The organism is Ancylobacter sp. G4_0304, assembly GCF_047501495.1.
Taxonomy (GTDB): Bacteria; Pseudomonadota; Alphaproteobacteria; order Rhizobiales; family Xanthobacteraceae; genus Ancylobacter.
On record NZ_JAZDRM010000005.1, the window covers coordinates 73,522 to 95,530 of the forward strand.

The 22,009-nt window shown below is 68.7% G+C and carries 17 protein-coding genes; 12 read left to right on the top strand and 5 right to left on the bottom strand.

Going from position 1 to position 22,009, the window contains the following annotated elements; all coding sequences use genetic code 11:
* Positions 1–151: 151 nt before the first annotated feature.
* The 5 genes from VRZ77_RS04375 to lysA all read left to right on the top strand — a co-directional run bounded on the left by VRZ77_RS04375 (position 152) and on the right by lysA (position 6,189).
* A complete protein-coding gene (locus VRZ77_RS04375; RefSeq protein WP_414591445.1) occupies positions 152–2,788 on the top strand; it encodes a DNA translocase FtsK in 2,637 nt (878 codons plus the stop codon).
* 137 nt (positions 2,789–2,925) lie between these two features.
* Entirely contained in the window at positions 2,926–3,633 is a 708-nt protein-coding gene (locus tag VRZ77_RS04380; protein WP_414591446.1) for a LolA family protein, read from the top strand.
* A gap of 106 nt (positions 3,634–3,739) precedes the next feature.
* Positions 3,740–4,558, top strand: a complete 819-nt coding sequence (locus tag VRZ77_RS04385) for an exodeoxyribonuclease III (RefSeq protein ID WP_414591447.1) — start codon at positions 3,740–3,742, stop codon at positions 4,556–4,558.
* Positions 4,559–4,663: 105 nt separating this feature from the next.
* Positions 4,664–4,876 (top strand): LPS translocon maturation chaperone LptM, encoded by a 213-nt coding sequence (gene lptM / locus VRZ77_RS04390; protein ID WP_414591448.1) that lies wholly within the window; start codon positions 4,664–4,666, stop codon positions 4,874–4,876.
* 44 nt (positions 4,877–4,920) lie between these two features.
* Positions 4,921–6,189: a diaminopimelate decarboxylase gene (gene lysA, locus VRZ77_RS04395; protein WP_414591449.1), complete on the top strand. Its 1,269-nt coding sequence runs from the start codon at positions 4,921–4,923 to the stop codon at positions 6,187–6,189.
* 42 nt (positions 6,190–6,231) lie between these two features.
* Here lysA and VRZ77_RS04400 read toward each other — a convergent pair whose 3' ends face one another.
* Genes VRZ77_RS04400 through ftsE form a run of 3 tightly spaced genes read right to left on the bottom strand, consistent with a single transcriptional unit; the run spans position 6,232 to position 8,606 of the window.
* Entirely contained in the window at positions 6,232–6,894 is a 663-nt protein-coding gene (locus VRZ77_RS04400) for a YdcF family protein (RefSeq protein ID WP_414591450.1), read from the bottom strand.
* Between the two features lie 10 nt (positions 6,895–6,904).
* Positions 6,905–7,954: a cell division protein FtsX gene (locus tag VRZ77_RS04405; protein ID WP_414591451.1), complete on the bottom strand. Its 1,050-nt coding sequence runs from the start codon at positions 7,952–7,954 to the stop codon at positions 6,905–6,907.
* Entirely contained in the window at positions 7,947–8,606 is a 660-nt protein-coding gene (gene ftsE, locus VRZ77_RS04410; protein ID WP_414591452.1) for a cell division ATP-binding protein FtsE, read from the bottom strand. The genes VRZ77_RS04405 and ftsE overlap by 8 nt, the downstream gene beginning before the upstream one ends.
* A 282-nt stretch (positions 8,607–8,888) precedes the next feature.
* Between ftsE and hpt the strand changes: the two genes are divergently transcribed.
* Positions 8,889–9,422, top strand: coding sequence for a hypoxanthine phosphoribosyltransferase (gene hpt, locus VRZ77_RS04415; RefSeq protein ID WP_414591515.1), 534 nt, complete (start codon positions 8,889–8,891; stop codon positions 9,420–9,422).
* Here hpt and VRZ77_RS04420 read toward each other — a convergent pair.
* On the bottom strand, positions 9,401–10,834 hold the full coding sequence (locus tag VRZ77_RS04420; protein ID WP_414591453.1) for a diguanylate cyclase domain-containing protein: 1,434 nt from the start codon (positions 10,832–10,834) through the stop codon (positions 9,401–9,403). The two genes, hpt and VRZ77_RS04420, sit on opposite strands and share 22 nt — an antisense overlap.
* A 117-nt stretch (positions 10,835–10,951) precedes the next feature.
* Positions 10,952–12,379 carry a helix-turn-helix domain-containing protein gene (locus tag VRZ77_RS04425; protein WP_414591454.1) on the bottom strand — a complete coding sequence of 476 codons (1,428 nt, stop codon included), beginning with the start codon at positions 12,377–12,379 and terminating at the stop codon, positions 10,952–10,954.
* A 143-nt stretch (positions 12,380–12,522) separates the two neighbouring features.
* Between VRZ77_RS04425 and VRZ77_RS04430 the strand changes: the two genes are divergently transcribed.
* The 6 genes from VRZ77_RS04430 (at position 12,523) to mdlC (ending at position 21,956) form a co-directional block, all read left to right on the top strand.
* The gene (locus VRZ77_RS04430; protein ID WP_241621375.1) at positions 12,523–12,768 is read left to right on the top strand and encodes a hypothetical protein; all 246 of its coding nucleotides are present in this window, start codon (positions 12,523–12,525) and stop codon (positions 12,766–12,768) included.
* Between the two features lie 128 nt (positions 12,769–12,896).
* Positions 12,897–14,192 carry an isocitrate lyase gene (gene aceA, locus VRZ77_RS04435; RefSeq protein ID WP_414591455.1) on the top strand — a complete coding sequence of 432 codons (1,296 nt, stop codon included), beginning with the start codon at positions 12,897–12,899 and terminating at the stop codon, positions 14,190–14,192.
* A 212-nt stretch (positions 14,193–14,404) separates the two neighbouring features.
* A complete protein-coding gene (locus VRZ77_RS04440) occupies positions 14,405–16,576 on the top strand; it encodes a malate synthase G (protein ID WP_414591456.1) in 2,172 nt (723 codons plus the stop codon).
* Positions 16,577–16,830: 254 nt separating this feature from the next.
* Positions 16,831–19,119 carry a mechanosensitive ion channel domain-containing protein gene (locus VRZ77_RS04445; RefSeq protein WP_414591457.1) on the top strand — a complete coding sequence of 763 codons (2,289 nt, stop codon included), beginning with the start codon at positions 16,831–16,833 and terminating at the stop codon, positions 19,117–19,119.
* A 158-nt stretch (positions 19,120–19,277) separates the two neighbouring features.
* A complete protein-coding gene (locus VRZ77_RS04450; RefSeq protein WP_414591458.1) occupies positions 19,278–20,222 on the top strand; it encodes a ring-cleaving dioxygenase in 945 nt (314 codons plus the stop codon).
* A gap of 129 nt (positions 20,223–20,351) precedes the next feature.
* Entirely contained in the window at positions 20,352–21,956 is a 1,605-nt protein-coding gene (gene mdlC / locus VRZ77_RS04455) for a benzoylformate decarboxylase (protein WP_414591459.1), read from the top strand.
* Positions 21,957–22,009 lie beyond the last annotated feature (53 nt).

Below are 22,009 nucleotides of genomic sequence, written 5' to 3' on the forward strand. Positions count from 1 at the left end.
CATGGGTGGGTGGTACCAGGCAATGGGGCGGACGGCACAGGCGGATGAGGACACGCTCCGCGACGTCGCGCGGGATCAATTCCCGCGTGACGATCTCGCGCGCCAGCCGCCGCGACCGGCGGCCCGCGCGGCCTCGATGAGAACCGGCTCGATGGTGAAGAGCTCCGCGCCCAAGGGCGCTTCCGCCCGCGCCGGCCAGTCGGGCGCCAAGGGCAAGGCCGGCAATCGTGGCTCTGTGCAGGCCGGCACCCCGGTTCGGCGCAAGCGACACAGCCGCGGCGGCTTCCTGCCCGAGGAAGTGAAGGGCGCGCTCGGTCGCCGGGCGCAGGAAATGATCGGCCTCGCGCTACTCGGCGTCACCGCGCTGCTGCTGGTGGCGCTGGCGAGCTGGTCGGCGGAAGACCCCAGCCTGTCGCGCTCCAGCGCCGCCCAGCCGGCCAACCTGCTCGGCCTGCCAGGCGCGGCGATCGCCGACCTGCTGATGCAGCTGCTCGGTGTCGCCTCGCTGGTGGTGGTGCTGGCGCTCGGCACCTGGGGCTGGCTGATCCTCACCCATCGCCGCCCGAACCGTAAACGCGCGCGCTATCTGGCGCTGGCGGGCGGCACCGTGTTCGCCGCCGGCCTTGCCGCCTGCCTGCCGCGCATCGGCACCTGGCCGCTGCCGAGCGGGCTCGGCGGCGTGCTCGGCGAGGGCGTGCTGGCGGTGCCGGACGCGCTGCGCTCCAGCTGGCTCGGCAGCTTCGACTTCGCGGTGATCGGCGCGCTGTGCCTGCTCGGCGCGGTGTTCACCCTGCCGATCGCCTTCGGCATGGGCCTGAAGGACCCGGACGCGGCGGAAGACGAATCCGACGAGAGCTTCTACGAGGATGACGAGCCCGGCGGCTTCAGCCTGCTCTCGCTCGGCGCGCTCACCCATGGCCTGCTCTCGCTGAAGGCGCGGCTGCTGCCAGGACGCGGCATGTCGCGCACCCGGCTGCGCTACCGCGACGAGCCGCGACCCGGCCTGCTGGCCCGGCTGCGCGGCGCGTTCGCGGGCGAGGAGGACGACTCGCTCGCGGTGCGTCCCGGCGCGCGGATGGAACCGAACTTCAATCCCGACGGGCTGCGCGACGAGGCGCCGATGGATTTCGTCGAGGCCGACGAGCCGGACGATTTCAACGAGCCGCTTCCTGCTCCCGAGCCGGCGCGCGCGCCCTCCCGCGGAAGCCGCCGTACCTCGCTACGCTCGATCCGCGGCGGCCGGGCCGATGCCGAGGCGATGCGTCAGCGCTACATGCTGCCCGGCCTCGACCTGCTCTCCCCGCCCCCGCCGCGCGGCGGGCCGTCGATCCCCAAGGACGAGTTGGCGCAGAATTCCCGCGACCTCGAAGGCGTGCTCGATGATTTCGGCGTACGCGGCGCCATCGTGAACGCGCGCCCCGGCCCGGTGGTGACGCTCTACGAGCTGGAGCCGGCGCCCGGCATCAAGTCGAGCCGCGTCATCGGCTTGTCCGACGACATCGCCCGTTCGATGAGCGCGATCTCGGCCCGCGTCGCGGTCATCCCCGGCAAGAATGCCATCGGCATCGAGCTGCCCAACCCCCGGCGCGACAAGGTGCTGCTGCGGGAGATTCTCGCCGCCAAGGATTTCGGCGAGGCCGCCCACAAGCTCGCCATCGCGCTCGGCAAAACCATCGGCGGCGAGCCGGTGATCGTCGATCTGGCCCGCATGCCGCATCTGCTGGTCGCCGGCACGACCGGCTCGGGCAAGTCGGTCGCCATCAACACCATGATCCTGTCGCTGCTCTACCGCCACAAGCCGGAACAGTGCCGCCTGATCATGATCGACCCGAAGATGCTGGAGCTGTCGGTCTATGACGGCATTCCCCATCTGCTGACGCCCGTCGTCACCGATCCCAAGAAGGCGGTCGTCGCGCTGAAATGGGCAGTGCGGGAGATGGAGGAGCGCTACAAGAAGATGTCGAAGGTCGGCGTGCGCAACATCGACGGCTTCAACGCCCGCATCGCGGAAGCGAGCGCCAAGGGCGAGACCATCGTGCGCACCGTGCAGACCGGCTTCGACCGCGAGACCGGCGAGGCGATCTATGAGCGCGAGGAAATGGACCTCTCGCCGATCCCCTATATCGTGGTCGTGGTCGACGAAATGGCCGACCTGATGATGGTCGCCGGCAAGGACATCGAAGGCGCGATCCAGCGCCTCGCCCAGATGGCCCGCGCCGCCGGCATCCACCTCATCATGGCGACGCAGCGCCCGAGCGTCGACGTCATCACCGGCACCATCAAGGCCAATTTCCCGACCCGCATCTCCTTCCAGGTCACCTCCAAGATCGACAGCCGCACCATTCTCGGCGAGATGGGCGCGGAGCAGCTGCTGGGCCAGGGCGACATGCTGTACATGGCCGGTGGCGGCCGCATCTCCCGCGTCCACGGCCCGTTCGTCTCCGACCAGGAGGTCGAGCGCGTGGTCGAGCATCTGAAAGCCCAGGGCGCGCCGGATTATCTCGACGAGGTGACCACGGATCTCGACGCCGAGGGCGGCGAGGACGGGGCGGTATTCGACAAGGGCGGCTTCGGTGAGGAAGGCGGCGATCTCTACAGCCAGGCTGTCGCCGTGGTGATGCGCGACCGCAAGTGCTCCACCTCCTATATCCAGCGCCGCTTGCAGATCGGCTATAACCGCGCGGCCTCGCTGGTGGAGCGCATGGAGCGCGAAGGGCTGGTTGGCCCGGCCAACCATGCCGGCAAGCGCGAAATCCTGATGGAACCGCAGGAGACGGATGGTTATTGATCGCAGCGCTCCCGACCCCCGCGGATGACGTTGGGGACACAGGATCGCCACAGCCGCGCTTTATGCGGTTTCATTCGTGCCGACGCCCGTTCAGGCAGCGCCAACCTCGCGCGACATCCGCGCCTTCGGGAGTGCCCATGCGTCCTTTCCTGCCGCTCTGCGCCGTTCTCCTTCTCGCCCCCGCTGCAGCGCTCGCCCAGCAGGCGCCGGTGAGCGCCGCGCCGCTGCCGCCCAAGCCGCCGATGCAGAAGGAGACCGCCCCGGCGGTCGCCGCCGCGCCCGCTGCCGCCCCGCTTCAGGTCGCCGCCGCTTCGGGAGCGCAGGGCTCCGCCGAGACGGTTCAGCGCATCAACGACTATTTCAACAGCTTCAAGACCATGGTCGGCGATTTCGTGCAGGTCGATCCCGACGGCACCCGCCGCCAGGGCGAGTTCGCGATCCTGAAGCCCGGCCGCGTGCTGTTCCGCTATGCAGCGCCCAGCCGCATCGAGCTGGTGGCCGATGGCCGCTCGGTGGCCGTGGTCGACAAGAAGCTGAAGACGCAGGACATCTCCCCGCTCTCGGCCACGCCGCTGCGCTTCCTGCTGTCGGAGAACTTCAATCTCGCCCGCAACGCCAACGTCACCGGCGTCTATAAGGACGACGTGTTCGCCACCGTGGTGCTGGAGGAGAAGCAGCCCATGGTCGGCACCTTCAAGCTGATGATCATGTTCGACGCCAAGACCATGCAGCTCAAGCAGTGGACCGTGACCGACCCGCAGGGCTACGACACCACGGTCGCGGTCTCGAACCTCGACACCAGCTACAAGCCCGATCCCGCGCTGTTCGTGATCAACCGCAACTGAGCCTGGGCAGGTGGCCTCGATGGGCGGTGCGATGTAGGGTGCGCGCGAATCCGCCGTTGCGCCGTCTCAAGGTCCCGCCCCCAAGGCCCCGCCCAAGGTCCCACCATTGCAGCTCTCCATCGCCACCTGGAACATCAATTCGGTGCGCCTGCGCATCGAGCTCGTCGGCAAGCTCGCGGCCGAGCACCAGCCGGACGTCATCTGCCTCCAGGAGACCAAGACGCCCGACGACCGCTTCCCGCTGAAGGACGCGGCGAGGTTCGGCTATCCCCACGCCGCGATCCACGGTCAGAAGGGCTATCACGGCGTCGCCATCCTCTCGAAGCGGCCCTTCGAGAGCGTGAGCCGGCAGGGCTTCTGCAACATGGGCGATGCCCGCCACATCTCGGTGGTGCTCGGCCGCGAGGCCGGGCTGTCAATGCCGCTCACCGTGCACAATTTCTACATTCCCGCCGGCGGCGACATTCCCGACCCGGCAGTGAACGAGAAATTCCGCCACAAGCTGGACTTCCTCGACGAGGCCACCGCCTGGGAGCTGCTGCACCCGCAGGACCCGGCCGCGCGCTCGGTGCTGGTCGGCGACCTCAACATCGCGCCGCTGGAGGCCGATGTGTGGAGCCACAAGCAGCTTCTCGACGTGGTCAGCCACACGCCGGTCGAGGTGGAGCGGCTGGCGAAGCTCCAGGCGGCCGGCAAGTGGGTGGATGTGATGCGCGGCTTCGTGCCGCCGGATGAGAAGCTCTATACGTGGTGGAGCTACCGCGCCGCGGACTGGGCGGCCTCCAACAAGGGGCGCCGGCTGGATCATGTCTGGGCGACGCCGGCCTTTGCGGCGCAGGCCCGCGCCATGACCGTGCTGCGCGAAGCGCGAGGCTGGGAGCGCCCTTCCGATCACGTCCCGGTGGTGGTCCGTTTCGAGGCGTGAAACGTCCGGCCCCACCTAAAAGTACGCGCCTCGCCTTCCGCCAGCCCCGTTTTATGCTACGGGTAATTCACGTATCTTCGGCCGTCCCAGTTGAGGAAGCCCGTCTTGTCCCGCCGTCCCGCTCGAAGCCTCCCCCGCCTCTTCGCCGTCTCGCTGCTCGTCGGCAGCGCGCTTACGCTTGGCGGCTGCGGCGTGAAAGGCGCACTGGAGCCGCCGCCGGATTCGCCGATGGGACAGCCCGGACCGGACGGCAAGATGCCGAAGGATACCGGCCCGGTGAAACCGGACCGCCCCTTCATCCTCGACGGCCTGCTCTGATCCTCGCGTGAACCGCGCCCCGGCGGGCGCAACGGCGAATTGCCATGCACCATTTCGACTATGCCGACGGCGTCCTCCATGCCGAGGATGTCAGCCTCGCCGATATCGCCCGTGAGGTCGGCACTCCGTTCTACGCCTACTCCACCGCGACGCTGGAGCGGCACTACCGCGTGTTCACGGACGCCTTCGCCGACGTGAACGCGACGCTGTGCTACGCGCTGAAGGCCAATTCCAACCAGGCGGTGATCCGTACCTTCGCCAAAATGGGCGCGGGCGCCGACATCGTGTCGGGCGGCGAGCTCAAGCGCGCGCTGGCGGCGGGCGTGGAGCCCCACAAAATCGTGTTCTCCGGCGTCGGCAAGACCCGCGAGGAAATAGCGGCCGCACTCGATGCCGGCATCATGTGCTTCAATGTCGAGAGCGAGCCGGAGCTGCTCACGCTGTCCGAGGTCGCGGTCAGCCACGGCGTCGCTGCCCCGGTCTCGATCCGCATCAACCCGGACGTCGACGCCAAGACCCACGCCAAGATCTCGACCGGCAAGTCCGAGAACAAGTTCGGCATCCCGATCTCGCGCGCCCGCGAGGTGTACCGCCACGCGAGCGCCCTGCCGGGCATCCGCGTCACCGGCGTCGACATGCATATCGGCAGCCAGATCACCGATCTTTCGCCCTTTGACAACGCCACGGCGCTGCTCGCGGAGCTGGCGCGCGACCTGATGGCGGACGGCCACAAGCTGACCCATCTCGACCTCGGCGGCGGGCTGGGCGTGCCTTATGTCGCCGGCGATCCCGAGCCGCCGCTGCCCACCGCCTATGCCGCGCTGATCAAGCGCCACACCCATAATCTCGGCCTCGGCCTCGTCTTCGAGGTCGGGCGCCTGCTGGTGGCCAATGCCGGCGTGATGGTCACCCGCGTGATCTATGTGAAGGAAGGCGAGGGACGGAACTTCGTCATCGTCGACGCGGCGATGAACGACCTGATCCGCCCGACGCTCTACGACGCCCATCACGAGGTGCAGCCGGTGCGCCAGGCGCCCGCCGGCGCCACCCGGATCAAGGCCGATATCGTTGGCCCGGTCTGCGAGACCGGCGATTATCTGGCGCTCGGCCGCGACCTGCCGCTGCCCAAGCCCGGCGACCTGATCGCGGTGATGACCGCCGGCGCCTATGGCGCGGTGCAGGCCTCGACCTACAACACCCGCGCGCTGATCCCGGAAGTGCTGGTGCGCGGCGACGCCTTCGCCGTGGTGCGCCCGCGCGTCGATACCGACGCCATCATCGCGCTCGACCGCGTGCCGAACTGGCTCGACTGAGGCGAGTCACCGCCCCCGACTGCCCGGCGCTGTTTCGCCGGGCTATTTCGCGCCGAGCTGCCTGTCCGTGCTGACCGCGGTCCACGGGCTGATGCCGAGATAGGCGGCGACGTATTTCACATATTCGATGAACAGCACCCGCCCGGTGCCGAAGCCGCTCCACCACGGCTCGCGGCGCATGCGCTCGGTCACCACCGGATAAGGCACCAGCTCGACCTCCGGCATGGCGCGCTGCAATTCCACCAGCGCGCGCGGCATATGCCAGGCCGAGGTCACCACGATCACCGAGCGGAAGCCGCTGCGATGCACCCATTCGGCGGTCTCGATGCCGTTGCCACGGGTGTTGAGCGCGGAATGGCCGAGATCGACGCAGCAGTCCAGCACCTCGCGCGCGGCCGGCACGGTGCGCCCGATCTCCGCCAGCGTGGTGTCGGGATGCACGCCGGTGATCAGCAGGCGCCGGGCGCGCTCGCCGATCAGCAGATTGGTGGCGTCCACCACGCGGTCGGCGCCGCCGGTCAGCGCGACGATGCCGTCGGCCTTCGGCGGCAGCTCGGGCCGATAGTTGCGGATCTGGAGGATGAACAGCACGAAGCCGAGGGCCGCCAGCACCGCCGCCGCCAGCACCAGGCTGATGCCGATCGCCAGCAGGCGTGCCGGGCGGCGCCGCGCGACGGACGAAGAGGTGGACAGGGGCTCGGGCACGGCAGGCAACCTAGCTGATGCGACGCAGAGTGCGATAGACCGTGACACGGGAGGTGACCGCCGTCACCAGCGAGACCAGCACCGACACGCCGAGAATGCCGCCATAGCCGCGCAGGTCCAGCGACATCGCCCCGATCAGCGTGTCGGCCGGCGTGCCGCGCCCCAGCCAGCGCGGCGCGGTGGAGGCGAGGAAGAACACCGCCATCGCCCCCGCCCCGCCGATCGCCCCGCCCAGCAGGCCGACATTGAGGAAATGGCGCTGGAACTCGGCGGCGATGAAGCTGTCGCGGGCGCCGACGAAGTGCAGCACCTCGACGATGGAGCGGCCGGCATCCACCGCCGCGCGGGTGGCGAAGACCACGCACAGCACGGTCGCTGCCGCTACCAGCGCCAGCACGGCGAGCCCGCCCGCCACCACGAGGCGTGCGGTTGAGGACAGGCGCTGCGTCCACTGCCGGTGATCGTCGAAGCTTGCGGAGGGCACCTGCGAGGCCAGCGCGGCGCGCAGCGCCTCGATGGTCTGCGGCCCGGCATCGGGCGCCAGTTCGACGATGACGAGGCGGGGCACCGGCAGGTTGGACAGATCGAGCCCGGTGCCGAGCCAGGGTTCCAGCAGCGCGGCGGTCTCGCGCTGGCCCATCACCCGCGAGCCCGCGACACCCGGTGTCGCCTGTGCGACGCCGCGCGCCTTCTCCAGCGCGGCCTCGACATCGAGGCCGTCGCCCGGCTTGATCTGGATCGTGGTCTCGCGCGCGATGTCGGAGGTCCATTCCGAGGCGACGTTGCGCACCGCCGCCACCCCGCCAATGGTGAGGCCGGCGAGGAAGGTCATGATCGCGACCACCGCCACCAGCGCCGCGCCCGCCACCGTGCCGCTCGGCACGATCGAGCCCCCGCGCGGCGCCCGCCGCCGGTCCTCGGCCTCGTGAGCCTCCTCGTGCGGCGCGCCGTCCTGCGCCGCGGCATCCTCTTGATGTCCCTCATGGTGATGCGCCGCCCGGCCGCGCAGACGCGAGAGGGCGGAACTGGCGCCAGAGCGGCCCGCGCGCTTCTCAGTCATAGACGGTCAGCCTGCCCTGGTTGATGACGAGGCGGCGGGCATCGAACTGGTCCATCAGCGCGATGTCGTGGGTGGCGATCAGCACCGAGGTGCCGCTCTTGTGCAGTTCCATGAACAGGCGCAGCAGCCGGCGGGCAAGGCCCGGATCGACATTGCCGGTCGGCTCGTCCGCGAGCAGGATTTCCGGCCGGCTGATCAGCGCGCGGGCGATGGCGGCACGCTGCTTCTCGCCGCCCGAGAGCACCGGGGGCAGCACATGCATGCGCTCGCCAAGGCCGACCCAGCCGAGCAGCTCGCGCACTTCGGCGCGATAGCTGGTCTCCTCCTGCCCCTGCACACGCAGCGGCAGGGCGACGTTCTCATAGGTGGTCAGATGGTCGAGCAGGCGGAAATCCTGGAACACGATGCCGATGCGCTGGCGCAGCGCCGCCACTTCATCCGCGCCCAGTGCGGCGGCATCGCGGCCGAAGATGTTGATAAGGCCGCGCGTCGGGCGCAGCGACAGCAGCATCAGCCGCAGCAGCGTGGTCTTGCCGGCGCCGGACGGCCCGGTGAGAAACTGGAACGAGCGCGGGGGAATGCCGAAGGTGACATCCCGCAGCACTTCCGGCCCCATGCCGTAGCGCAAGCCGACATTCTCGAAGCGAACCAAACCTTGTTCCCCTGACGGATCGCGCCCTGTGACCGGCCGCGTGGGCGTGCCGGTCCGGGCCCGATTGATTCTTTCGTCGCCGCCCGGTCTAGCATAGCGCGCGGGTCGCGCGGCAAAAGCTCGGGTGATCGGCGCCGGCAATCTGGACGCCGGACCGCCAGCCGGTCCATCCTGCCTCATCGATAAAAGACGGCGGGCGCCAAGGCGGCGCCCATAGGGGAAGCGATGAATACCAAGAAAGAAGCCGGGCGCACCGAAAGCGAACTGCCCGAAGCCAGCCTGATGTCGCGCCATGTCGAGGTGCTGTACGATCCCGAGACCATCGCCGAGCGCAACCGCGCGCTGGCCGAGGAAATCGTCGCCTCCAAGCCGGAAAAGCTGGTGGTGATCGCGGTGCTGAAGGGCAGCTTCGTGTTCGCGGCGGATCTGATCCGCCAGCTCCACCATGCCGGGCTCGCGCCCGAGGTCGAGTTCATCACCCTCTCCAGCTACCGCAACGCCACCATCTCCTCGGGCCACGTCACGGTGCTGCGCGACGTCGAGACCGAGGTGCGCGGGCGAGACGTGCTGCTGGTCGACGACATTCTGGAATCCGGCCGCACCCTCGCCTTCGCCAAGGACCTGCTCGCCGCGCGCGGCGCGCGCCGGGTCATGGTCTGCGTGCTGCTGGAAAAGCCGAACAAGCGGGCGGTGCAGATCACCGCCGATTTCGTCGGCTTCCAGTGCCCGGATTATTTCGTGGTGGGCTACGGCATGGATGTCGCCCATGCCTACCGGCAGCTTCCCTTCATCGGCTATATTCCGGACGCGGAATGATCACGGCCCGGTGAGGCCGCCGGCGGCGGATCGGCCGGCGCCTCGACAGGCGCGAACCGAAAGGTGCGTCGGCCCGCGCTCTTGGCCAGATAGAGCGCCTGGTCGGCCGCCGCCATCAGCCGGTCGGCGTCGAGCTCATGCTCGCCCGAGCAGGCGATGCCGATGGAGAGGCCGACCGAGATCGGCCGCCCTTCAAAGGCGACCGGATGCGAGACGGCGGCGATCAGCCGTTCCGCCAGCGCCGCCGCCGCCCGGCGGTCGCCGCCGATCTGGAGCAGGGCGAACTCGTCGCCCCCGAGGCGCGCCACCATGTCCTGCCCGCCCACCGAGGCGAGGAGGCGCGTCGCCACGGTGCGCAGCACGGCATCGCCCGCGCCATGCCCCAAGCCGTCATTGATCTGCTTGAAGTGGTCAATGTCCATGTACAGCAGCGCGAAGCCCGGCCCGGCGCTCTCCGCCCGCGCGATTTCCGCCCCCAGCCGCTCGCCGAACAGCTTGCGGTTGGCGAGGCCGGTGAGCGCGTCGTGCCGCGCGATGTGCATCAGCCTCGCTTCGGCCTGCTTGCGGCGGCCGATGCCCCGGACCGAGGCGACATAGCCGTCGGGCAGCCCCGTCGCCGGGTCGCAGGTCAGCCGGATCGACGCTTCCAGCCAGACCCAGGAGCCGTCCTTGTGGCGCTGGCGTTGCTCGCTCACGGCAAGCTCCAGCTTGCCCTCGCGCAGCCGCGCCATCAGGGCGCCGAACTCCACGACATCGTCGGGGTGGGTGATGTCCAGCGCGCGGCGGCCGATCAGCTCGTCCGGCTCATAGCCCAGAAGCGTGCGCACCGCCGGAGAGACGTAAAGCCTTACGCCGTCGAGATTTCCGCGCACGATGGTGTCGGTCGAGCTTTCGGCCAGAAGCCGGTAATGCGCCTCCCGCCTCGCCGCGTCCCGCCCCTCGCGGTACAGCCTCAGGCACTCCCCGGCCAGGGCGGCGAGCTCCTCCAACCGGCGCATCTGCTCAGCCCCGAACGGGCGCGGCACGGTATCGAACAGCGCCACCCTCCCCTCCGGGGCACCCGCGCCGACGCAGATCGGCGCGCTGGCGACGAAGCGCAGATAGGGCGGCCCGTCGACATATCGATAGCCGGCATAACAAGGATCGTGCCGCGCATCCTCGATCATGGCGGGCGGATAGCCGTCATCGGGGTGGGGCTCGGCAGCGATGGCAAATGCCCAGTCGCCGGCGTTCAGGCCCTCGTCCAGGTCGATCCAGCCGCCCTCGCGTTCAAGCGTGACGGCGGCGACCGGCACCTGGAACAGGGCGCGGGCCAGACGGCACAGCCCCGGCAACGGCAGCTCGGCGCCGCGCGCCAGTCTGCCGCCGGGGCCGTCCGCGGGCGCCTCGCCGCCCTTTATCGTGGTCGTCATGTCGTGCGCGCATCCAGCCGGCCTGTCGTCGCCGACTGAAAGGCTATCGGGTTTTTGCGCCGGCTGACATCCCGCCAGTAATACCTCCAGAAAGGCCACCCGAACTGCACGAGCGCTTCAGACCAGACGCGCCTGCGCATAAATGCTCTCGGCCATGTCGGTGACGTCCAGCGTGAAGCGGTAATCGCTCGGCGGATGGGCGCGCTGCTCGCAATCCATGCGCGGGCAGATACGGCAGCCGACGCCGATCGGCACCGCCTGCGCGATGTCGGAAAGGTTCATGCCGTCGGAATAGACCATGGCGGGGGCGTGGGCGATATGGCAGCCCAGCCCGATCGACAGATGCCGGCGCGGCGCGTGGTGGCGATGCCCGCCCTTGGTGATGGAACGCGCGATGCAGAAATAGCGCTGGCCCTCCGGCATCTGGCTGATCTGCACATTGATGCGTTCGGGGCTGAGAAACGCCGAATAGACGTTCCAGCGCGGGCAGGCGCCGGAATGGCGCGAGATGCGGATGCCCGACAACGAGAAACGCTTGGATATGTTGCCGGCTATGTCGGTGCGCACCAGATGCAGCGGAATGCCCGAGGCACCCGGCTTCTGCAGGGTGGTCATGCGGTGGCACACCTGCTCGAAGCTGGTGCGGAAGCGGCGCTCGATCCGTTCGATGTCGTAGCGCGTCTCGCGGCAGGCCTTGAGGAAGGGCTCATAGGGCATGACCAGCGCGGCGGCGAAATAGCTCGCCAGCGCGTTGCGCATCAGCACCGGCGCGTCGGCCGAGAAGCTGCCGGAGGCGATCAGCGCGTCGATCTGCGGCGCCGCCGCCATCAGGCCGAGCTGGTGCGCCACCGCGAACACCGCGGTCTCCGGCGCCTGGGTGTCGGCGGTGATCAATTCGCGCCGCTCGGCGTCGTAGCGGCGGGCGACGCCGGCCGGCAGCGAGGCGGTGCGCCACTGCAGGCCGAACACGTTGAACAGATAGGTGCGCAGCCCGTATTCGAAGGAATCATAGGCATCGGCGGAGGCGTCGATATCGCGCCGCACCCGCTCGGCCGCGTCTTCCAGCGTCGGGAAATAGTTGGCGTTCTCCTGGATGAAGTCCGACACCGCGTCGGTCGCCGGGTGGAACTCGCCGCCCTCGCCGCCGCCGAGATCGACCTCGCCGCGCTGGCGGGCGTCGCGCAGGGCGCGGTACTGGTCGAACAGGCGCACCACGGCGCGCCCGGCGGACGGGTTGGACGCGGCGAGGTCGCGCACGTCCTGGCTGGTGAGCCCGCTCTCGGCGAACAATTCGTCGCCGAACAGCTCCATCAGGTCGCCGACCAGCCGGCTCTCGTCATTCTCCACCAGCTCGCCCGGCTCGATGCCGAAATAGGCCGCCAGCTTCATCAGCAGCGGCACGGTGATGCGCCGGCGATTGTGCTCGATCAGGTTGAGATAGCTCGCGGAAATGCCGAGCGCGCCGGCAAGGTCGGCCTGCGAGACGCGCTTGCCCCGCCTGAGCCTCTGCACACGGCTGCCGATGCGCGGTTCGCTGGCCAGCATGCTCTCCTCCTTTGCTGAATTTACAAAACCAGCGGTGAAACTTTACAAGCCTTATCAGCTTAACACGTTCATTTATCTATCGTTCTTGCTTTTCCATGTCGAGTAGCAAATCTTTACATCACACCCTCAACGGAGGAATTGACATGGAACGGACCCACCAGACCACGCGCACCCCGCACAATGGCGACGAGGAATTCGTGACCATCGTCGGCGGCACGGCCGAGGAGATCAGCCGCACCTTCCGCGAGCAGGGTCTCGCCGCGCAGGACTACACCATCGTCCACCGCATCGGCCGCCATCGCCTCGCCATGCCGGAAGGCAGCGATCTGGCTTCCCTGCTCGCCGGCGGCCAGCTCGTCGCCGCCACCTACACCCGCCGTGGCCGCTAGGCCGCGCTTTCGCCCGACCCGCCTCGATCCGTTCGAGGTGGATCGGCGGGCGCGGGGTTCGCACCCCCACACGGCTCCCGCGCCTCCCCTTTCCACCCCTCCCGATCCTTCAGCAGCAGGGAAGAACCATGCTGGACAAGCCGCACAACCCCACCTCGCCGTTCCCCGCGCCGCACTGGGCGCCGGACCGCTGGAAAGGCATCACGCGCAGCTACGCGCCCGCTGACGTCGAGAAGCTCGCCGGCTCCATCCGCGTGCAGCACACGCTGGCCGAACACGGCGCGCGCAAGCTGTGGGAGCTGCTCCACACCCGCGATTTCCTGCCCACCTTCGGCGCCTATACCGGCAACCAGGCGGTGCAGCAGGTCAAGGGCGGGCTGGAGGCGATCTACCTCTCCGGCTGGCAGGTTGCCGCCGACGGCAATTCGTCGGGCGACATGTACCCGGACCAGAGCCTCTATCCGGTCGACAGCGTTCCCGCCGTGGTCAAGCGCATCAACAAGGCGCTGATGCGCGCCGACCAAATCCAGACGCTGGAGCGGCACGAGGGCAAGTCCGACTCCAAGACCGACTACATCGTCCCGATCATCGCCGACGCCGAGGCCGGCTTCGGCGGCCAGCTCAATGCCTATGAGCTGACGAAAGCCCTGATCGAGGCCGGCGCGGCGGCGGTGCATTTCGAGGACCAGCTGGCCTCGGAGAAGAAGTGCGGCCATCTCGGCGGCAAGGTTCTGGTGCCCACCAGCCAGTTCATCCGCACCCTGAACGCCGCGCGCCTCGCCGCCGACGTCATGGGCGTGCCGACCGTCATCATGGCGCGCACGGACGCGGAGGCCGCGCGGCTCATCACCTCGGATGTCGACGAGTATGACCGCCCCTTCATCACCGGCGAGCGCACCGCGGAAGGCTTCTATCGCCTGAAGGGCGGGTTCGAGGCCGGCATCGCCCGCGCCGTGGCCTATGCTCCTTACGCGGACCTCTTGTGGTGCGAGACCTCGACCCCGAGCCTCGACGACGCCCGGCGCTTCGCGGAAGGCGTGCACAAGGCGCATCCCGGCAAGATGCTGGCCTATAATTGCTCGCCGTCCTTCAACTGGGCGAAGTACATGGACCGCGCGGCGATGAAGCGCTTCCAGGCCGAACTGGGCGCGATGGGCTACAAGTACCAGTTCATCACCCTGGCCGGCTTCCACTCGGTGAGCTTCACCACCTTCGACCTCGCGCGCCGTTACAAGGCCGAGGGCATGGCCGCCTATTCCGAGCTGCAGGAGGCCGAATTCGCCGCCGAGGCGCTGGGCTTCACCGCGACGCGCCACCAGCGCGAGGTCGGGACGTCCTATTTCGACGCCATCGCCACCACGCTCACGGCCGGCAGGAGCGCGACCACCGCGATGCAGGACTCGACCGAGACCGCGCAGTTCTGAATTCAGAATTCGACCAACTGGCCGCCGGTCGGCACAACCGGCGGCCTTCTTTATCAACATGCTGCAAAACAACGAAAAATCTATTTCCCGCTAGCTGGAAAACCTTCTCGGTACGACTAAGTGCGATGTTGCGTCGCACCCTTTCCATGCTGCATAGCAACAGACCAAGAGGGCCCGAAAGGGCCAGATCTGCCTGCGAGGAACCCGAAAAGATGAGCACGATCGACGTCGCCGGTCTCAAGGTCGATTCCACCCTTTACAGCTTTGTCAATGACGAGGCGCTTGCCGGCACAGGGCTGGAAGCTGCCGCGTTCTGGAACGGTTTCGCCGCGCTGGTGAAGGACTTCGCCCCGCGAAACCAGGCCCTGCTCGACAAGCGCGACGCGCTGCAGCTCTCCATCGACGAATGGCACCGCAGCCACCGCCACAAGGCACCGGACCAGGCGGCCTATGAGCGCTTCCTCGCCGATATCGGCTATCTCCAGCCCGAACCCGCCCCGTTCGAGGTGGTCACCGAGCGGGTGGACGACGAGCTGGCGCGCATTCCCGGCCCGCAGCTCGTGGTGCCGATCACCAATGCGCGCTATGCGCTCAACGCCGCCAATGCGCGCTGGGGCAGCCTCTATGACGCGCTGTACGGCACCGACGCCATCCCCGAGGACGACGGCGCCGGCCGCTCCAACGGCTTCAACCCGGTGCGCGCCGCGCGCGTGATCGCCAAGGCCCGTGGCTTCCTCGACGAGGCCGTGCCGCTCGCGGACGCCAGCCACCGCGACGCCAGCGCCTATCTGGTGGAAGACGGCGCGCTCAAGGTCGCGCTGACCGATGGCTCGACCACCACCCTCGCCGATCCCGCGCAGTTCGCCGGCTTTACCGGCGCGCCGGACGCGCCCTCCGCGATCCTGCTGGCGCATAACGGCCTGCATATCGAGCTGGTCATCGATCGCGGCCACCGCATCGGCGCCACCGACGCCGCCGGCATCGCCGACGTCATCGTCGAGGCGGCGCTGACCACCATCGTCGACTTCGAGGACAGCGTCGCCGTGGTCGACGCCGAAGACAAGGTGCTGGTCTATCGCAACTGGCTCGGTCTCATGAGCGGCAATCTGTCCGCCGATTTCGAGAAGGGCGGGCGCACCGTGGAGCGCCGTCTCAACGAGGACCGCGTCTACACCGCGCCGGACGGCTCGACCCTGACCCTGCACGGGCGCAGCCTGCTGCTGGTGCGCAATGTCGGCCAGCACATGATGACCGACGCGGTGCTGGACGAGGCCGGCAATCCTATCCCGGAGACGCTGATCGACGCCGCCGTCACCTCGCTGATCGCGCTGCACGACCTCAAGGGCGACGGCCCGATCCGCAACAGCCGCACTGGCTCGGTCTATATCGTCAAGCCGAAGATGCACGGCCCGGAAGAGGTGGCGCTCGCCATCGAGCTGTTCGGCCGGGTCGAAGAACTGCTCGGCATGGCGCCGAAGACGCTCAAGATCGGCATCATGGACGAGGAGCGCCGCACCAGCGCCAATCTCTCCGCCGCGATCCACGCCGCGCGCGAGCGCGTGGTGTTCATCAATACCGGCTTCCTCGACCGCACCGGCGACGAGATCCACACCTCCATGGAAGCCGGCCCGATGGTCCGCAAGGCCGAGATGAAGGCGCAGGCCTGGATCAAGTCCTATGAGGACAACAATGTCGACGCCGGCCTCGCCGCCCATCTCGACGGCCATGGCCAGATCGGCAAGGGCATGTGGGCGATGCCCGACCGCATGGCCGACATGCTGGAGCAGAAGATCGCCCATCCCCGCGCCGGCGCCAACACCGCCTGGGTGCCCTCGCCGACCGCCGCCACGCTGCACGCCCTGCACTATCACCAGATCAACGTGTTCGAGCGCCAGGCGGAGCTGCGCCACCGCCCCCGCGCCGACCAGCACGATCTGCTGACGATTCCTGTCGATTCCAAGGGCAATTGGGAGCCGACCTCGGTGCAGGAGGAGCTGGACAACAACATCCAGGGCATCCTCGGCTACGTCGTGCGCTGGATCGACCAGGGCGTCGGCTGTTCCAAGGTGCCCGACATTCACGATGTCGGGCTGATGGAAGACCGCGCCACGCTTCGCATCTCCTCGCAGCACGTCGCCAACTGGCTGCTGCACGGCGTCGTCACCGAGGAGCAGGTCGAGGAAACGCTGCGCCGCATGGCCAGGGTGGTGGACGGCCAGAACGCCGGCGACCCGGACTACACGCCGATGGCCCCGGCCTATGACGGCTTCGCCTTCCGCGCCGCCCGCGATCTCGTCTTCGAGGGCCGCCGCCAGCCGAACGGCTACACCGAGTTCATCCTCACGGCGCGCCGCCGCGAGGCCAAGGCCGCCGCGGCGGCCTGACGGGCACGGGAGGTAAGGACTGAAATCGACCGGGATGGACGCCCAGCGTTCGTCCCGGTTTTTTCATGCCCGCCGGCCTGAGCCGGCACCGGATTTCGCGATGGACAGCCCTCGTGCTGCGCGGGATAGTTGTCGCGCCGTGCCGATCATGGCTGCCAGATCACGCCCGCACGATCGGGCGGCCCGGACGGCCGGGGCGCGACGTCCCGGTCCGCAGGCCGGCTGACAGGGCTTCGCGGGCCTCGGCTGCTATCATGTTGTCTCTCCGACCGCTTCTTCTCGCCATGGTTCTCGCCCTCGCGCCGGCGGGCGCGCTGGTGGCGCAGTCGCAGCCGGCACCTGCGCCGGGAGCGGCCACCTCCCCGCTGACGCCGCAGCAATTCGACCAGCTCGTCGATTCGCTCAGCCGCGCGGTCGCCGAACGGTTGAGGCAGGAAGGCGCGGCCACCGCCGTTCCCGCTGCCCCTGCGGCCACCACACCAGAAACACCGCGCCCTCACGCCGGCTCCGCGCCGGCAGCTCCGTCACCCGCCGCGCCGATGATGGAGATGACGGAGGAAGCGCCGTTCACCGAAATGGTGGTCGATGTGCTGGGGCGCAGCGACGACGTGCTCGCCGAGCTTCCCGGCGTCCTCGACGAAACCGCCCGCATTCCCGCGCTGCTGCGCGCCGAGATCAATAATGGCCGCGAGCCCAGCACCTTCGTGCTGATCGTGCTGGGTTGCCTCGTCGGGGTTCTGGCGCTGGAGGTTCTGCTGCGCCTCGCGCTGCGCGGTCCGCGCCGGCATCTGGCCGGGCGCGTGGTCGGCACCTCCTCGCTCTGGGCGCTCACCGGGCTGGTCAGCCTCGACATCGCAATCCTCGCCGTCGTGTGGCTGGCGGTGCATGCGGTGATCGTCGGCCTGTTCGGCGGACCGGAGCCGCAGGCCCGGCTCGGCTTCCTGCTGCTCACCAGCCTGTTCAACTGGCGGCTCTACATGCTGGCGTTCCGCGTCACGCTGCGCCCCGGCCTGCCGCAGGCCCGGCTCGCCGATGTCGACGATGCCGGCGCTGCCCGCCTCTATTACTGGGCCTCGGCCGTGCTTTTCGTGGCGATCGCGCTCAATGATGGGCGGCGGGTGCTGGAGGGCATCCAGTCGCCGCCTCTGGTGGTCGCGGGCGTCATCCTGCTCAACACGGCGATCCTCACCGCCCTGCTGCTCGTGGCGGCCACTGCCCTCCGCCAGCCGATGGCGCAATGGCTGAACGGGCTGGTGCAGGGCGGACGTTCCACGCCGCTGGTCGCGACGCTGGCGCGGTTCTGGCTGTGCCTCGCCATCCCCGCCTTCCTCATCCTCGGCGTCGCGCGGGTCTATGGCGCGCTCACCACCTCGGTCGGCATCCAGAACGCGATCCTGATGACGATGAACGTGCTGCTGGCGCTGCTGATCCTCGAAAGCTTCATGGACCGGGTGTGCCGGCTGATGCGCGCGGATCTGCGGCCGGAAACCACGGCCCGCGAACGCGCCATCGAGGCGGTGATGCGCTGCGTGCGGGTCGCGATCCTGCTCGGCGCGGTGTCGCTGCTGTTCCGCACCTGGGCGGTGTCCGGCATGGGCATGATGGACATGAGCGGCTACAACGCCATCGCCGCCGCCGCGCTGCCGGCCGGGGCGATCCTGTTCGCCGCCTATTGCGCCTGGCAGGCGGTGGAATATTTCACCGGCCTGCACGGCCCCGCGCCCGCCGGCCCCGCCGTTCCCGGCCTGCACGACACAGAGGAAATGGCCACCGGCGCCTCGCGCATGAGCACGCTGATGCCGCTGCTGCGCGTCACCGCGCTGCTCACCATCATCGTCATCGCCGTGCTCACCGTGCTGTCCCAGCTCGGCATCAATATAACGCCGCTGATCGCCGGCGCCTCCATCGTCGGCCTCGCCATCTCCTTCGGCAGCCAGACGCTGGTGAAGGACATCGTGTCCGGCGTGTTCTATCTCGTGGACGATGCCTTCCGCGTCGGCGAGTACATCGACTGCGGCCGGGCCAAGGGCACGGTGGAAGGCTTCACCCTGCGCTCGATCCGGCTGCGCCACCAGAACGGCATGGTGCACACCATCCCCTTCGGCCAGCTCGGCCAGATCACCAATTTCAGCCGCGACTGGGCGACGCTGAAATTCAACCTGCGCTTCACCCGCGACACCGATCTCGAAAAGCTGCGCAAGGCGGTGAAGAAGATCGGCATCGAGCTTCAGGAAGACCCCGAGTACAAGGAGGACTTCCTGATGCCGCTGAAGATGCAGGGCGTGACCGACATCGCCGACAATGCGCTGGTCGTCCGCTTCAAGCTCACCGTGAAGCCGGTGCGCCCGACCGTGGTCCAGCGCGAGGCGATCAAGCGCATGGTGCGCATCCTGCCCGAGCAAGGCATCGAGTTCGCCAACAACACGGTGGCGGTGCGCACGGAAGGAAGCGGCGATCCGGGCGGCGCGGCCGCCGCGATCCAACAGCGCCAGGTCGCCAACGACCTCGCCGAGAAAGCCGCCGCCGACGCCGCGGCGAGCTGAGCGGCGTGTCAGCCGCGCCAAGGCATCATTGCATTGGCGCCATGGATTTTACGCGTCAATTCATCCATGTTTGCACCAACGCCGATGCACGGATAACTCACCGCGCCCGGCACCGACATGCAAACAGCGGAGCGCCCGCGCTCCCGGAGGATGACACCATGCAGCTCACCGGCATCCACCACCTCACCGCAATCACGGCGCAGGCCGGCGCCAACCACGCCTTCTACACCGGCACGCTCGGCATGCGGCTGGTGAAGAAAACCGTGAACCAGGACGACACCTCGGCCTATCACCTGTTCTATGCCGACGCCGTGGCCTCGCCCGGCTCGGACCTCACCTTCTTCGACTGGGACGTCCAGCCCGAGCGGCGCGGCACCCATTCGGTGATCCGCACCTCGCTGCGCGTCTCCGGCCGCGCCACGCTGGACTGGTGGGCGGAACGGCTCACCGCCGCCGGCGTCGCCCATGACGGCATCGTCGAGCGCGACGGCCGCCTCACCCTCGATTTCGAGGACCCGGAGGGACAGCGCCTCGCCCTGGTCGACGATGGCGGCGCGGGCGATGCCAACCCGTGGGACCGCTCCCCGGTGCCGGCGGAGCATCAGATCCGCGGTCTCGGCCCGATCGTCATGAGCGTGCCGGCGCTGGAGCAGACCGACATCGTGCTCACGCGCGTCATGGAGATGCGCCGCGTGCGCGACTATGAGCTCGCCGGCTCCAAGGTTCATGTCTACGAGATGGGCGAAGGCGGCCCCGCTGCCGAGCTTCATGTCGCGGTGGAGCCGCATCTCAAGCCCGCGCGGCAGGGCGCGGGCGCGGTGCACCACGTCGCTTTCCGCACGCCGGACATGGAGCAGTACCGCGCCTGGGCCAAGCGGCTGAACGAGCTGCGCGTGCCCTCTTCCGGCCCGGTGGACCGCTTCTACTTCAAGAGCCTGTATTTCCGCGAGCCGAACGGCATCCTGTTCGAGATCGCGACCGACGGGCCGGGCTTCGCGCAGGACGAGCCGCTGGAGACGCTGGGCGAAAGCCTGTCGCTGCCGCCCTTCCTCGAAGCGCGCCGCGCGCAGATCGAGGCCGGGCTGACACCGCTCACGGCGTGAACTCCCTTTATAAAAATGGGGGCGGCCCGCGAGAGGCGCGTGCCGCCCTTTACCTTCCCTGACCGGCCCTTAAGTTCTCTCCGGGGGACGGCAGCGCTTCCTGCGCCGAACGACAGGAGAGGATACCCGATGCCTACTGTGAAGGACGTCACCTTCAATCTGCTGCGCCGGCTCGGCGTGACGACCGTGGTCGGCAATCCGGGATCGACCGAGGAAACCTTCCTGCGCGATTTCCCGGCGGATTTCGACTACGTGATGGCCCTGCAGGAAGCCAGCGTGGTCGCCATCGCCGATGGTCTCTCCCAGAGCCTGCGCAAGCCGGTGATCGTCAATGTCCATACCGGCGCTGGTCTCGGCAACGCCATGGGTACCATCCTCACGGCGTATCAGAACAAGACCCCGCTCATCATCACTGCCGGCCAGCAGACCCGCGACATGCTGCTGCTGGAGCCGCTGCTCACCAATATCGACGCCGTCAACCTGCCGCGCCCCTGGGTGAAATGGGCCTATGAGCCCTCGCGCGCGGAGGACGTGCCCGGCGCCTTCATGCGGGCCTACGCCACCGCCATGCAGCAGCCGTCCGGCCCGGTCTTCCTGTCCCTGCCGCTCGACGACTGGGAGAAGGAGATGCCGGAGAGCGATCTGCTGCGCTCGGTCGCGACCCGGCAGGCGGCGGACCCGGCCCGGATCGCGGAATTCGCGCAGGCGATCAATGCCAGCCGCAGCCCTGTCATCGTCTATGGCGCGGATCTCGCGCGCGCGCAGGCGTGGGAGCAAGGCATCGCCTTCGCCGAAAAGCTCGGGGCCCCGGTCTGGGCGGCGCCGTTCTGCGAGCGCACCCCGTTCCCGGAAACCCACCCGCTTTATGCCGGCGCCCTGCCCGCGGCCATCGGCCCGCTTGCCGCCAAGCTCGCCGGGCATGATCTTGTGATCGTCGTCGGCGCCCCGGTGTTCCGCTATTACCCCTATGTGCCCGGCGACTACCTGCCCGCGGGCGCCCGCCTGCTGCACGTCACCGACGATCCCGGCATGTCCGCCAAGGCGGCGGTGGGTGACAGCCTGGTCAGCGATGCGGCGCTGTTCCTCGCGGACATCCTGCCCAAACTCGACGCCCGCCCGCGCGGCGCCGGCGCGCCCCTGCGCCCCGCCGCTGCGCCGGCCGATCTGGCCGAAATGCCGCTGACGCCGGACGCGGTGTTCGCCATCGTCGCCGCGCAGGTGCCGAAGGAATTCGTGCTGGTGGAGGAATCGCCCTCCAACGTGCCGCAGATGCAGAACCGGCTGCGCATCGAGCAGCCCGACAGCTTCTACACCTTCGCCTCGGGCGGCCTCGGCTGGGGCCTGCCGGCCGCCGTCGGCCTCGCCTTGGGCGAGGCGAAGAGCGGGCGCAACCGCCCTGTGGTGTGCCTCATGGGCGACGGCTCGTTCCAGTATTCGATACAGGGCGTCTACACCGGCGTGCAGCAGAACGCCCATCTGGTCTATGTCGTTCTACAGAATGAGGAATACGGGATCCTGAAGGAGTTCGCCGAGCTGGAGGACACGCCCAACGTCCCCGGACTCGACCTGCCGGGGCTCGACATCGTCGCGCTGGGCAAGGGCTATGGCGCCAATACCCGGCTTGCGAGCAATGCACCCGAGCTGGAGGAAGCCCTGAAGGCGGCCCTCGCCTTCAGCGGCACCAGCGTCATCGTGGTGCCGATCACCAAGAAGCTCGGCAAGCTTCTGGGCTGAGCCCCCTCCCTAAGCCGTTGGACCTCAACAAAAAACCCGGAGCGGCGAGCGCT

Coding starts and splice junctions, on each gene's coding strand:
- VRZ77_RS04380 (WP_414591446.1), top strand. CDS start 2,926: ATGCGTCCTTTCCTGCCGCTCTGCGCCGTTCTCCTTCTCGCCCCCGCT.
- lysA (WP_414591449.1), top strand. CDS start 4,921: ATGCACCATTTCGACTATGCCGACGGCGTCCTCCATGCCGAGGATGTC.
- hpt (WP_414591515.1), top strand. CDS start 8,889: ATGTCGCGCCATGTCGAGGTGCTGTACGATCCCGAGACCATCGCCGAG.
- VRZ77_RS04430 (WP_241621375.1), top strand. CDS start 12,523: ATGGAACGGACCCACCAGACCACGCGCACCCCGCACAATGGCGACGAG.
- VRZ77_RS04425 (WP_414591454.1), bottom strand. CDS start 12,379: ATGCTGGCCAGCGAACCGCGCATCGGCAGCCGTGTGCAGAGGCTCAGG.
- VRZ77_RS04440 (WP_414591456.1), top strand. CDS start 14,405: ATGAGCACGATCGACGTCGCCGGTCTCAAGGTCGATTCCACCCTTTAC.
- VRZ77_RS04375 (WP_414591445.1), top strand. CDS start 152: ATGGTGAAGAGCTCCGCGCCCAAGGGCGCTTCCGCCCGCGCCGGCCAG.
- VRZ77_RS04450 (WP_414591458.1), top strand. CDS start 19,278: ATGCAGCTCACCGGCATCCACCACCTCACCGCAATCACGGCGCAGGCC.
- VRZ77_RS04405 (WP_414591451.1), bottom strand. CDS start 7,954: ATGACTGAGAAGCGCGCGGGCCGCTCTGGCGCCAGTTCCGCCCTCTCG.
- VRZ77_RS04445 (WP_414591457.1), top strand. CDS start 16,831: ATGTTGTCTCTCCGACCGCTTCTTCTCGCCATGGTTCTCGCCCTCGCG.
- mdlC (WP_414591459.1), top strand. CDS start 20,352: ATGCCTACTGTGAAGGACGTCACCTTCAATCTGCTGCGCCGGCTCGGC.
- VRZ77_RS04420 (WP_414591453.1), bottom strand. CDS start 10,834: ATGACGACCACGATAAAGGGCGGCGAGGCGCCCGCGGACGGCCCCGGC.
- aceA (WP_414591455.1), top strand. CDS start 12,897: ATGCTGGACAAGCCGCACAACCCCACCTCGCCGTTCCCCGCGCCGCAC.